This window comes from Pseudobdellovibrionaceae bacterium (assembly GCA_023954155.1).
Lineage (GTDB): Bacteria > Bdellovibrionota > Bdellovibrionia > Bdellovibrionales > UBA1609 > JAMLIO01.
On record JAMLIO010000001.1, the window covers coordinates 496,928 to 509,703 of the forward strand.

14 protein-coding genes and 1 tRNA gene are annotated in these 12,776 nt (G+C 36.8%); 10 read left to right on the forward strand and 5 right to left on the reverse strand.

Annotated elements, in window-relative coordinates; translation table 11 throughout:
• Positions 1–26: 26 nt before the first annotated feature.
• Entirely contained in the window at positions 27–455 is a 429-nt protein-coding gene (locus tag M9899_02345) for a terminase small subunit (protein ID MCO5112995.1), read from the forward strand.
• Positions 456–583: 128 nt separating this feature from the next.
• Here M9899_02345 and M9899_02350 read toward each other — a convergent pair whose 3' ends face one another.
• Entirely contained in the window at positions 584–832 is a 249-nt protein-coding gene (locus M9899_02350) for a hypothetical protein (GenBank protein ID MCO5112996.1), read from the reverse strand.
• Between the two features lie 56 nt (positions 833–888).
• A complete protein-coding gene (locus tag M9899_02355; protein MCO5112997.1) occupies positions 889–1,365 on the reverse strand; it encodes a hypothetical protein in 477 nt (158 codons plus the stop codon).
• A gap of 274 nt (positions 1,366–1,639) precedes the next feature.
• Here M9899_02355 and M9899_02360 point away from each other — a divergent pair, with 274 nt between their 5' ends.
• Together M9899_02360 and M9899_02365 are read left to right on the forward strand one after the other, a co-directional pair.
• Positions 1,640–2,764: a helix-turn-helix domain-containing protein gene (locus M9899_02360; protein ID MCO5112998.1), complete on the forward strand. Its 1,125-nt coding sequence runs from the start codon at positions 1,640–1,642 to the stop codon at positions 2,762–2,764.
• Positions 2,765–2,766: 2 nt separating this feature from the next.
• Entirely contained in the window at positions 2,767–3,330 is a 564-nt protein-coding gene (locus M9899_02365) for a hypothetical protein (GenBank protein MCO5112999.1), read from the forward strand.
• 6 nt (positions 3,331–3,336) lie between these two features.
• Here M9899_02365 and M9899_02370 read toward each other — a convergent pair whose 3' ends face one another.
• The gene (locus M9899_02370; GenBank protein MCO5113000.1) at positions 3,337–3,642 is read right to left on the reverse strand and encodes a hypothetical protein; all 306 of its coding nucleotides are present in this window, start codon (positions 3,640–3,642) and stop codon (positions 3,337–3,339) included.
• A 323-nt stretch (positions 3,643–3,965) separates the two neighbouring features.
• Between M9899_02370 and M9899_02375 the strand changes: the two genes are divergently transcribed.
• The 5 genes from M9899_02375 to M9899_02395 all read left to right on the forward strand — a co-directional run bounded on the left by M9899_02375 (position 3,966) and on the right by M9899_02395 (position 10,415).
• Positions 3,966–4,478: a lipocalin family protein gene (locus M9899_02375; GenBank protein ID MCO5113001.1), complete on the forward strand. Its 513-nt coding sequence runs from the start codon at positions 3,966–3,968 to the stop codon at positions 4,476–4,478.
• Positions 4,479–4,490: 12 nt separating this feature from the next.
• A complete protein-coding gene (locus M9899_02380) occupies positions 4,491–5,849 on the forward strand; it encodes a TIGR01777 family oxidoreductase (GenBank protein MCO5113002.1) in 1,359 nt (452 codons plus the stop codon).
• A 2-nt stretch (positions 5,850–5,851) separates the two neighbouring features.
• Positions 5,852–7,339: a DNA photolyase family protein gene (locus tag M9899_02385; protein MCO5113003.1), complete on the forward strand. Its 1,488-nt coding sequence runs from the start codon at positions 5,852–5,854 to the stop codon at positions 7,337–7,339.
• A gap of 782 nt (positions 7,340–8,121) precedes the next feature.
• A complete protein-coding gene (locus M9899_02390) occupies positions 8,122–8,589 on the forward strand; it encodes a thermonuclease family protein (protein ID MCO5113004.1) in 468 nt (155 codons plus the stop codon).
• Positions 8,590–8,975: 386 nt separating this feature from the next.
• On the forward strand, positions 8,976–10,415 hold the full coding sequence (locus M9899_02395; protein ID MCO5113005.1) for an HD domain-containing protein: 1,440 nt from the start codon (positions 8,976–8,978) through the stop codon (positions 10,413–10,415).
• A 365-nt stretch (positions 10,416–10,780) separates the two neighbouring features.
• Here M9899_02395 and M9899_02400 read toward each other — a convergent pair whose 3' ends face one another.
• Positions 10,781–11,128, reverse strand: a complete 348-nt coding sequence (locus M9899_02400; protein MCO5113006.1) for a helix-turn-helix domain-containing protein — start codon at positions 11,126–11,128, stop codon at positions 10,781–10,783.
• Positions 11,129–11,397: 269 nt separating this feature from the next.
• Between M9899_02400 and M9899_02405 the strand changes: the two genes are divergently transcribed.
• Positions 11,398–11,568 (forward strand): tyrosine-type recombinase/integrase, encoded by a 171-nt coding sequence (locus tag M9899_02405; GenBank protein ID MCO5113007.1) that lies wholly within the window; start codon positions 11,398–11,400, stop codon positions 11,566–11,568.
• Between the two features lie 76 nt (positions 11,569–11,644).
• Positions 11,645–12,520 (forward strand): hypothetical protein, encoded by an 876-nt coding sequence (locus tag M9899_02410; protein ID MCO5113008.1) that lies wholly within the window; start codon positions 11,645–11,647, stop codon positions 12,518–12,520.
• 73 nt (positions 12,521–12,593) lie between these two features.
• On the opposite strand, the gene M9899_02415 is transcribed toward M9899_02410, so the two are convergent.
• Positions 12,594–12,684: transfer RNA gene (locus tag M9899_02415), tRNA-Ser, on the reverse strand.
• Positions 12,685–12,776 lie beyond the last annotated feature (92 nt).

The window sequence follows — 12,776 nt, forward strand, 5'->3', positions numbered from 1 at the left end:
TGGTTAAAAAAGGGAGAAAATTTAATATGTTAAATTTGAGGCAACACATATTCGTTAGTAATTATTTGGTTTCATTCAATGCAACAGATTCCTATAGAAAGGCTTACTCAACTGCGAATTTACGAACTGCTGAAGTGAATGGGGCCCGATTGCTGAGAAATGCTGAGGTTAAAGCGGAAATTAACAAAGAAAAGGCCCTTTGTATTAAAAGAAATCGTTTGGAAGTGGATTGGGTCATTAGTAGACTTATGATGATTGCAGATACCCCGATGTTCTTCGGAATCAATTTATCAGAAGATAATCTGTTGGACTATTTTTGGAAAAACCTATCTGGCGTGAAAAAGTTCAGGTACAGAAAAAAGGGCAATTTCTTACACTTTAAAGTTGAAATGCAGGATAAAATTGAAGCACTAAGTTTGCTTGGTCGATATTTGGTGCTAAGGGATTTGAGGTAATCCGCAATGATAATATTTTATATTTTAACCATCGGTTCAAATATAAAATATTGCCATATAATAAATTAAGAGCTCATCTGTTTAGCAATTAGAGTCTCTACATTTTTCAAACCATGATTTTTATCTTTTTAATAACTTGATTGATACACATTGCTCTGCTCTGTCCTACAATCGTAACCAGAACACACTTGCCTTGGCGTATGGTCTTCGTGCTGGTCTTTGGGCAAATGAGAATTGTATTCGTCGTTGATATTACCCCCATATTCCTGACCACAGCCCCATTCGCTACATACTTCGATTATGATGTCCCCGTCTTGGAACGCATTTGCATTCGCTTGTACTATTAAAAATGTAAATAAAACTAATATTTGTTTCATACTTTATCCTTTGAAATTCTTAAATAATTCGAATTGGTTCATTAAAGTTTACGTTACTATGCAATATCACTTAATTTTTCATGAGATCTAGCTGTATTGAGGAAGTATTCTTGAAGTTGAACAAGTTTGTTGCCTATATGATCGCAAGCTACTGATCGTTCAAAGTCATTTTGCAATTTAAAGGTTAATGAACGGGATTCCATTCTTTTGATTAAGTTAGCTAAATTATAGGCATTATAAACATTTCCAACATTTTGAATAGTTAGGATTGTACCTACACCAAAGATAAAACAACCTAAGCCGCTTGCAAGTCCTTCAAAATAGAATATTGATCCTGTTGAAGCCAAATAAACTAGTGTGGCTACTATAAAAACATGGGCATCTTTTGGATCTGATATAGCGTCTTGAAGGCCATTAGGTTTAACTTTAAGAACGTCGTTACTGACTATTGCTTGTCCAAATAATAGATCGGTTTTCGAGCGTCTAAAAATTATTCCAATGGCAATAACAGAAGCAAAAAATAAAACATACATAAAGTCCCCCGCGTGAGTTATACAATTGCAACAAGTTCGCCAAACCAGATCCTATATAACCTCTTTGACTGTCCAAAAATTTAATAAATGACCTAACAATATGCAGATTTCTACATAGCCACTGGTTTTTAGCCGGCATAGAAACTCGACCATAAACATCTGAAATAGCTAAACTTTTTAATTTAAAACGTCATTCGTATTGTTGTGATACGAAATTTAGTTGACAAAAGATTACAAAAGTTGCTAATAGCCAGTCTGGATGGTACAATAAAGTATGGATAAAAGATTAAATACTACGCTTATCGAAGACCGAATGCTCGAGGAAGGGTTATCGCAAACTGACCTTGCAAGCAAAATTGGTGTGACTAGGACGTGCATATCGTCTTGGCTTAAACCGGAAAAGATGCCACGTCCAAGGCATATCCTAAAATTAAGTGAGATATTGAATCTGACATTCAAAGAGATTTTAATTACTAATCAAGCTAGGCCCCAAGTTGCATTTCGGAAAAGTGGTAATTATAAGATTACGGACAGTCATAGGCAGAAGTTTGAGTATACGACAACACTGCTATCAAAATTAACTAAATATTTGCCATTTGAACCACTATTTTCGGCACCCTCTTTTATAGATCCAAAAGTAGATTATATCTATATCCAAAAGGTGGCTCAGAGTATCCGTAATAAATTCCATATATCTAACAGTATTATTGAAAATGAAAAATTGGTTGAAATCTTCAGGAATATCCAGGCAGTACTGGTGCCGGTTATGTGGGGAAGAAAACACTATAAAATGGCAACCCATATTTATTTGCCGGATAGCCAAACCACATGGGTTTTCGCTAATATCAATGCTAATATTTATGATTTCAAGTTTTGGTTATCCCATGAATTGGGTCATGCTTGTGCTCCGAATTTATTAGACCAGGAAGGCGAGGACTTCGCTGATTCTTTTGCTGGTGAATTACTTTTCCCTTCAACTGAAGCAAAGATTGCTTATGAAAAAATTATTTCTAATTCAGATAAGGATGAAAAAGTAAGGGTTATTCAAACAATAGCCAAGGACTTTAAGATCTCACCGATTACAATTTATAAACAGATAGAAAAGTATATTAAACATAACGATTTTGAAACTTTAGGCCTTGAAAAAATTATTTACAGATACAGTCAGGCTTTCAATAGTGCGAGTTCTGTAAGTGAGTTGCTTTTCCAGTCTGAACAGCCTGATGTAAAGGTGTATATTAAGGAATCACAGGATTATTTTAAAACAGATTTTTTTAAGATTTTGAGAAATTATATTACAGAGAATGATGCTGACCCTAAATTCGTAGCTAATCTCATGGACATCCCATTAAGCGATGCATATGCAATATTTGAAGAAATTAGCGTTGCTAAGGCTTAGTGATGAAGCAGCAGAAGTTTTTAGTTGATTCAAATGTTTATTTCCGACTAGCTCAATCAATTCATCCACTGCTTTGTAACCCAATGGGCCCAAATAGGATTACTCTTTATATTATATCTGAGTTTGAATTAGAGTATTTTCGAGGCGCAGAGCTTCAGAATAAATTTGGATGGGTTGAATCCGAAGATTATGCCTTAAATCGTAGAAAATTTATCCCTCTCAGTAAAAAACAAAAATTTCGTAGGGAGAATGCAATCGATGCTATGGCGGATACATCTTCAGAAATGCGGCTTACAACTGGACTCGCTGATATCAAGGCTTTAGCTCACGCTTATGCTGCTGAAATTACCATTCTTACTGATGATTCAGATCTCATAAAACTCGCACTTGAGTTTGAGGTTAAATTTTTGAAATTAGCCCAATTCCTCAAACTGTTAGTCGATGAAGGTATTCTGCAAATTGGCAGAGTGAGAGAGATATATAATTATTTAGAAGAAATGAAAGATTTCCCGAAAAATTTCGAATCTGATTGTAAAGCAATTTTTGGAGTAGGTTGGAATAGCTAAATATTTCTAATTGTTGAATTCCATAAGTGGAAACGCAATGTTGTCCGGATCTTGTCGCTTCGGCGGTTCTTTCTTCCATACGATTTCAGATAGCCAATATTCTACTGTGGAATAGCCGAGTTCAATATCTTTGCCAAAACCAACAATATGATATCCGCCGTCTGCGGAAACGCCATTGAAACCGTCAAAAGATTTGGCCCTATCCCAAAGGTAGTCTTTCTCGAATATTTTCTTTCCATGGCGGTTTTTTACTAAAAAGTTGATACGATATTTTTGGACTTTTTCAGTGACACAAGTTTTGTCGTTAAACATACAGGGCTGCTTGGACATTCTCACTTTGGCTAAAGTTCCCCAGCCTACTGAACATATGCTTAACAGCCCTCTTCTGGCAAAAAAGCCGAAAAACTAGCCAAAGGACCTAGGAAAACCTTCTGATAATTAACGCTTATGTTTTGACCTGGACTTAAAAAGGGCGTTTGTTTTTCCTATACTCCAGTCCTGTAAGCTCAACAACTTGCCTTAGCGAATACGACATAAACCGAGGCTATATTAAGCCACCATATTTGTATAGAAAAATCTATACAAAATAAAAGGCAAAGAGTAGTCTCGGTGAGATGAATGAATAAGGAGGATTTATGAGAAAAATTGCTTTGTTTATTGTTTCCTTATTGAGCTTTTCTTTTCCCGCACTTGCTTCGCCTTCAGATCCCGAGGTTGTCCCTAGCGTTGATTTCCAGCGTTATCAGGGCCTTTGGTTTGAGGTCGCCCACAGCCCCAACTTCTTTCAACGAAAATGCGAGCGATCCACTGCCGAATATGGCTTACAAAAAGATGGGACCATTTCTGTTCTCAACACCTGCTACAAAGACGATAAAGCCATCAGTACCATTCGAGGTTCCGCTTGGGCTCCAAACCCAAAAGAGCCAGGTAAGCTTGTTGTGGACTTCGGCTTTTTTCGTAAGGGAGATTACTGGATTGTAAAACTCGACACCGATTACCAGTGGGTGGTTGTCAGCGGTCCCGCCAAAGCCTCTATTTTCATTTTGTCCCGTGAGGCACCCATGGCATCGGCTCTCCAAGACAGAATCATTCAGACTTTGCGCGAAGAGGGCTACCATGTAGATGGTCTTATCTACGACAAATACTAGAAAAGGATACTTGTGAAAATCACCATCACCGGAGCAAGCGGCCTTGTGGGACGTGCGCTCATTAAGAAGCTTTCTTTGGAGGGGCATGAAGTTCGGGCTCTGGTTCGCTCTCCTGATAAGATTCATGAGATTCCCTCTGGCCAAGTTTTTAAATGGTCGTCATCGGGCTCTGTGCCGACTCAGTCCTTCAGAAGTGTGGATGCGATCATTCATCTGGCGGGTGAGGGAATTGCAAACCGGCGTTGGACAAAAAAACGCAAAAAAAGTCTTTGGGATTCTCGCATTGATGGAACAGAGAGTCTTATTCAAAGTATTGAGTCACTTCCCCCTTCTGAGCGCCCGCAATTGCTGGTATCGGCTTCAGCAATTGGTTTCTACGGGGACACTGGAGACAAGATAGTCGATGAGGGCTCACCCAAAGGTAGCGGCTTTCTTTCTCGTCTTTGCGGTGAATGGGAAAACGCAGCTCAAAAAGCGGAAGGCCTAGGGCTTCGGGTGGTGATCGCGCGTTTCGGAGTCGTTCTCGCCCGCGAGGGTGGAGCTTTATCGAAAATGGGGCCATTTTCCCTAGGGGATGGTCGTCAATGGATGAGCTGGATTCATATAAAAGATTTGCTGGATTTTTTGTCGCAAGCGATTTCTTCGAAGGATTTTCAAGGAATCTACAATCTTGTTAGTCCAGAACCTACTAGAAATAGAGTCTTCACGAGGGCATTGGCTCAAAGTCTTCATTTCCCCTTTGTTCTTCCAGTGCCAGCAGTTGCGCTAAAATTAGTCTTGGGGGAAATGTCTCAAGCCCTTCTGGCAAGCCAGCGAGTGTTACCGAAGCGTCTTGAATCCATGGGCTTTCGTTTCTCGTATCCGCATATAGAAAGTGCTCTTGAAGAGCTATATTTAAATGAGAACATTTTGGATCAAAGATTTTCCGCTTCCCAATTTGTTCCTCATGCGAGAAAGGAACTTTTTCAGTTCTTCAGCAGAGTTGAGAACCTAGAGGCCATCACACCCGCTTGGCTTAATTTTCACGTTTTGAGATCTTCTACTTCAAATATTGAAAAGGGCACATTGATTGAATATCAACTAAAAATTCGTGGTATTCCGATCCGCTGGCAGACTCTCATTAGCGACTGGAGTGAAGGAAGTCATTTTGTCGATGAACAACTTAAAGGTCCCTATAAAAAATGGCATCATGTCCACTCCTTTGGCGATGTTCCCAAAGGGACTTTACTAATAGACGAAATTACATATCGTGTTCCGGGAGGAATCTTAGGGGGGTTACTTCTTTCTTCTTGGATAAGAAAAGATGTCGAGAAGATATTTTCTTTTCGACGCCGAAAAATTACTGAGCTTTTTCCAAAGAGATCATTGTGACAATGGCGCCGTGGGGAATTCACTGGTTTCGCCGAGATCTCAGAATTGTTGGCAATACGGCTCTTCGAGAAAACTGGCAACAGACCAAGGGGCGAACCTTGGGCCTATTTTGCTTTGACTCGAAGTTTTTAGGTCGTTCTGATTTTTCCTCAAATCGTTTCGCATTTTTTCTAAAAACACTTAAAGCTCTGCAGAAAGATCTTCGTGAACGGGGTGGAGACCTTCTTGTCATTGATAAGCTTCCACAAAAGGCGTTTCCGCAGCTTTTGAGTTATTGCCAAAAAAAGCAACTTCTCCCTCCTTCAATTATAACATGGAGTAGAGACTATGAACCCTTTGCTCGCGACCGAGATGCTGAGATCGAAAAGTTACTTAAAGAAAATGGCGTATTCACAAAAACAAATCGAGACCATCTTCTTTTTGAACCTCATGAAATTCTAAAGAATGAAAAACGTGGTGAGTTTTACCAAATTTATTCTCCTTTTGCCCGCCGGTGGTTTGAGGCTCTTTCAAGAGATGAGGGTCAGTTACGGATAGCTTCTCAAAAGGGAGCGAAGTCCTATTTTGAAGGAAATCGGCGTGACCCGAACCTTTTTAAACTCAGGTGGCAAGCGATCTCTAAAACGCAAGATTTTCCTTGGCAAGATGCCATGGAAAGCTTCGAACAAATAAATTCAAAGCAAGTTACGATCCCTATACCAGAGGCGGGCTTTCATCGAGCTTACGAGCAACTTCTTCTATTCAAATCAGACCTTCAAAGTTACAAGGAAAGACGCGATTTCCCGTCTGTGAGCGGAACATCGCGCCTTGCCCAGTTTTTAAAAAATGGCAGCCTCACCGTTCCTCAGATCATTTATGAGCTTAAGCTCAAGGATCTTCATTGGACGAGCACGAGTCATGGACCACTCCAGTTTTTGAAGGAGCTTGTTTGGCGTGAGTTTTACTACTCGATACTTTTCCATCGCCCCGATGTCGAAGTGCAGAGCTTTCTGCCTCATTATAGAAATATCGAATGGGAAAATAATGAAGATTTTTTTGAACGTTGGAAAGAAGGAACGACGGGCTTTCCCATTGTTGATGCAGGAATGAGGGAACTTCGACAAACGGGCTGGATGCATAATCGTGTGCGTATGATTGTCGCCTCTTTTTTGACAAAAGATCTTCTGATTGATTGGCGTTGGGGGGAGCATCATTTTATGAAAGAGCTTCTTGACGGGGATCTTGCTCCCAATAACGGTGGATGGCAATGGGCGGCCTCCACGGGCTGTGATCCGCAACCTTATTTCCGTATTTTTAATCCCTGGCTTCAGGGAGCAAAGTTCGATCCTGATGGCGCGTATATTAAAACTTTTGTATCAGAGCTACGGGAGGCTCCTACAAAAGTTCTCCATAATCCAGAGGGAGACCGAAAGCCATGGAAGTATCCTGATCCTATTGTGAATCACCGTGCGCAATCAGCTAAAGCATTGCTGCTTTATCGGCGGCCCTAGATCCGTCCTAGAGGAAGTCATGTGCAGAGTGACGTCTTGAAGCTATTTACCTATTGGAACCCCCTACGCCCCTTTAACCGAGTAGTTCCGTAGTTCCCTTGCTACGCCCACAGAACAAAGTGTGCCGCTCCTGTGCCTGAAATGTGTCAACCTCCCGCGACGTTGCGTACTTTTAAGTAACTTCCGGTTTTGAGGGATCGAATCTGCTCCTGTGATTTCAGCAGCTTAGGTTTCTAGTGTTTCTATTTACTTACTGATTTTCTGTTTTGACCCTGGATTTTTTCACTTTGAAAATTGGCGGAGAGGGAGGGATTTTTAAAAATAAATCCTATTTAAAAAAGTATTTGCATTCGTAAGTGCTTTAAATATTTAGAGAAAAGGAAATAAAATATAAACCTGAAAGGGTTTTCTAGTTTGTGGTTGTTTGTGGGTTTTTATGGTTAATATAACGGCTAGTCCTAAAACGTCACTTTTTTAATAATTAAAATATATGTGACAATATTTTGTTATCGTTCTGATAAGATTACTGCATATACTTGGTATAATTATTGCCAATGACTAGGTTATGACGAATTTAAATATTATTCTTTTTATATTGTTCTCCCAAGTTATTTTATCTTTCTCATATGGAAGTAATGGAATTGAGGATACTGTAATCGAAATAGTTGATGGTGATACTGTTAAACTTCAAAATTTAGGTACAGCAAGATTGATTAGGATTGATGCCCCCAGAATCTAAACATCCAAACAAACCAATAGAGCTATTTTGAGCACGAGATTGTTTGATCAAAGCAACTAGATACAAAAAAGTAAAAGTTATTTATGATAGCGTAGAAAACAAAGATTATTATAATAGAAAATTGGTGTATTTATTTATGGAAGATGGCACTTTTTTAAATGAATTTATGATTTTGGAAGGATGCGCTAAAGCCTACTTGAAATATCCATTCTCTGAAGAAAATAAAAAAATATTTATTGCAGCAGAAAAAGAAGCAAAAAGTAAAAAAAGAGGGATGTGGAATAAGTTGAATTATCTATACCCTTATGATGTTAAAAATATAAACGGAGTTATGTCATTAATTCCATTTGGGGAGTGGAATAAAGATTTCAAAATTGAGTCATATAATAAAGCGGGTATTACTAAGGATTCCGAGAAAAAATTAATTAGTGATAAACAAACTAAGGCTTCATCAAAAGTAGTATTCAAAAATGAATTTGATTGTTCTCAGAAAAAAAATGTACTGAAATGATTTCTTGCGAAGAGGCTTTATATCACTTGAATGAATGTAGATATACAAGGCTAGATCGAGACAAAGATGGAATACCATGTGAAAAACTATGTGGGGGGAAGAGTCTTAGATAGATGTATCTCTGATATATGATGGGTTTTTTAAAGAGTGCATTTTTGTATAAGTATTTCAGAAGCGAATATACAAAATCCAACGAAAGATTTGAAATATTCCATCCAAGAAACAAAAGTCCTTTTAGTAATTTCAATATAATGGTTTAAGATTCTAATTTTGATAATTTGGAAAACTTATAGTTTCAAAATAGAACATAAGTTTGTATATTTGATTATAAACTATATTTACTTTAGAAAGGTGCCGATCTTGTAAAATATAATTTAGGAGATTAAGTGCCAATATCCATTAATGATCCAATACACATTAATATTGATCTTACTGATGAGGAAGAAAGAATTATAAATCATGTTGCATTTCAGAGATTGCGAAGAATTAAGGCATTGGGATTTTTGGATCGAGTATTTCCTAGTGCCAAACATTCTCGTTTTGAGCATTCAATTGGTGCCTGTCATGTGGCAGGAGTTATCTTTAATTCTATTGGGAAGGTTACTAGAGATCAAGTGGATCATGATTGGGTTATGTCATCAGTACATACTTCAATATCAATAGAGGAATGTGATAAGATTTTCACAGATAATATTCGTAGATGTCTTCGTATTGCAGCATTAATGCATGACGTAGGCCATGGGCCGTTTTCTCACGCATCTGAATCAATAATGCCAAGTCTTAACGAAGTTATTAGTAATAATCAAAATATGAGTCCGTTTATTAAAGTATCTTTTGAAAATAAGAATAGTCATAATGAAAACGCTGACCATGAAGATTATAGTCTTTTGATTCTAGATAAAATACTAAGAGATCTTGAATTTAATAGTGAAGATATCCATCTGATTGCCTCTTTGAAAAGTAAGTATGTAAAATGTCCGGAAGGGTTTGACCCAGATACAATATCATTATTAAGAACTTTAATAGATGGTGAGATTGATTCTGATAGAATGGATTATTTATTAAGAGATAGCTATTTTTGTGGTGTGCCCTATGGAAACTATGATCTGAAGAGACTGCAAGAGGGGCTTTGTATAGTTAAAGAAAGAAAAAGTAATAAAAAATTATTCTCGGTTTTGAGAAAATCTATTACTGCGTTTGAAGATTTTCTTTTTTCAAGATTTCAAATGCATGTTCAGATTTATACTCATAAGATTGATGCCTCCTGTAATTCTGCATTTAAAAAGATGGCTGAAATATCTGGATACAAATTACCATCAACAATTGAAGAATATATCTTAATTGATGACGAAAATATTTTGGAAAAAAACGTTCAACTTAAAAAAACTCTCGGTGATATGATTTTGAATAGGAAGTTATGGTTACTTGCCATTCAAAGCTATAGCAATGATCGTAGTTGTGACATAATACTATTTGAAAAAATCATTAATAGTATAGGTAAAGAACATACTGCTCTCTATTTAAGTGAGCGTCCTTTTAAAAAGCAAAAGCTCTTAGATTTTCCAGTGCTAACTAAAGCTGTTAGTGGTCAATTAATGACTGAAAAAATGAGAAAGACTTCAGAACTGATTGCGCATTATAATGCAATATTTAGTGTTCAGCGTTTGTTTTATAAACCAGAGTTTGAAGTGCAAGTGAAACAGATTTTAAAATCAATTGAGACGCCAATCGTAATTGATGCTGATCTTCTCAAAGAAAAAAGAAGTGCGGCTAAAAAGGTGTCTAAAGCTACTTATAAAAAAGTTGGCGATAAGAAGGAAGGCTAACTATTTGACTCGATTTGAGTAACTTTTTCTTTATAGTTAGAATTTGTTCAATTAAGTCCACTTGTTCCCATAAAATTTTTTCTACTCTTGATCGTGTAGACAAATCGTAATTTTCAATACAATTAGTTAAAGAATCAATAGAAACTTTGTAATAACATGCAATAGATTGAAGCTCATCTTGTTTAATCCAATAGGCTTTTTGAAGTTTATCAAGGCTCATGGTAGCTTTTATCTTCTTTGAATAATTTATGTCAAATTATAAACGCTTTTATAGAAAAAACTGTAGCAATACCTAAAAATACACCCATAAAATTTGACCAAAAATTGCAATGAAAAGATTAATACATCTTTGTGGATTCGGCTATTTAGTATTTCAGATTTATGCCAATAAGTTTAAGTCCATCTTCAAAATTAGATCCAAATTCTTCAATTGTTTTCCTAAGTAAAGAATCTGAGGGCCTTTTTATTTTATTGTTTTCTATCTTATCAATATGTTTTTGTCCGATACCCAGTCTCTTGCCAAGTTCTGATTGGGTTTGCCCTGCTAATAGACGATGTTGCCTAATAAGGTATCCTATCGTGATTTTATTTAAGGGTGGTATAGCTAAACCTCTAACTATAAGGTTTGTGTCCAAACTTTTAAAATCTTCTGTAGAAACAATGAGATAGTCTTTGTTATTTAGCTTTAATGTGCCGACTTTAGGGTAGGTCATACTCTCTTATCGGATATGATTTAAGGTATCTTTAGGCGATTTGACGATATGATTTAAGGTATCATAATTATGTAGTGTACAGTGTGGGTATAAATACTGCATTTGACCTGCCCCCCAAAAGTTGAGCCAAAAGTTGTGATAAACTAGGGCTTAACTTTTGGGGGGCAGGTCATGTATTTATTGATCCTAAGGGTAATTGTATATCACCAGATCATTTTACATCTCGTCATCTAAAACCTTTTTTAAAACAAATTGGTTTAGAGAAATATATATTTCATGATTTTAGACACACATTCGCATCTCATTACATGATGAACGGAGGAAATCTTTTTGATCTTCAAAAGTTCCTTGGTCACGCAGATATCAAGATGACTCAAAGATACGCTCACCTTTGTCCAGATTATCTTCATGATAAGATACAGATAATAAATTTTAGTTAAAATTAAATTTTAATGGAGATATTAGATGCTTCTTTGTCGTTTAATAGCAAGGGTCTTTTGTAGTAAATTTAAGAGATTGGGAACGATTGAAGAAATTCGATTGAAGATAAGTCAGGCCATTAGCGACGCATTTAAACCAAAAAATATTAAAGAGCAAAGTGATGTTGAATCTATTGCTGATAAGCTAGCCCAAAATATTTTTGGATATGAAAGTACAACAACAAAATTTAATAGAGCCATAGATGAAGCACTTAAAACTTCATATACAAGAAAATCTTGGTGGGAATACCAACAGGCATCTGGTTTAGGGGCAGTATGGGAATTCCATATTAAGATGATGGTAGAGCTGTACGGCGTTGAAACTCGTAAGTTGGATGATAGAAATAGAAAGCAACGAAACACTGATATGCTGCCGTTTAAAGACTTAAGTGAAATTATTAGCGATTTTCAGGAAAAAACTAAAAAACGATTTAAATTAAATTTGACTAATTTTTCTGAAATCAGAAGTGCCATGATACATGGTAATTTTGATCAACTAAGAATTTTACTTAGTAATGGCAGTAAAATGTCAGAAAGTGTTAAGGGTAATGTTATAGCTTTAAAAGGTGATCAAGTTTTCAGTTTAAGTGAGAATCTTAAGGCAGAAGAAAAAAATCAAGTTTCAACTTATGGTTGGTTCTTGGAAGGAGCCAATTCTGATTCAATAGATTTATACTGGATTGAAATTGCTAAATCGTTGAGACAAATCAATCTTGTTATAGATTTAGTACAATCGTCACATACCAGTGAAGAAACTCAAAAGCTTTTTCAGCAAATAATTGATCAAGGAATATTGCCAACTTTGGAAGAACAAAAGCATTTTTTACCCTATTTTAAAACCTTTGGTTTTGATGAAAAACACGTTGAGAGATACTTTCAGGATTTGAAGTTAATCATAAATGTAGAAAAATAGTGAGTGGGACCCAACACGGACCCAAGCTTAAAATCATCAAAAAAATCTTAGTAAAATTAGGAAGTTGTAAAACTGGCGGAGAGGGAGGGATTCGAACCCTCGAGACCCTTTTGGAGCCTACACGCGTTCCAGGCGTGCGCCTTCAACCACTCGGCCACCTCTCCGTTCAAAGATATTTATGTATAATAAGTCCTAAGGGCCATGTCCATCAAAAAAGCGAAGGCTTTCAGGCTCATACCATAGCCGAACGAAAGGC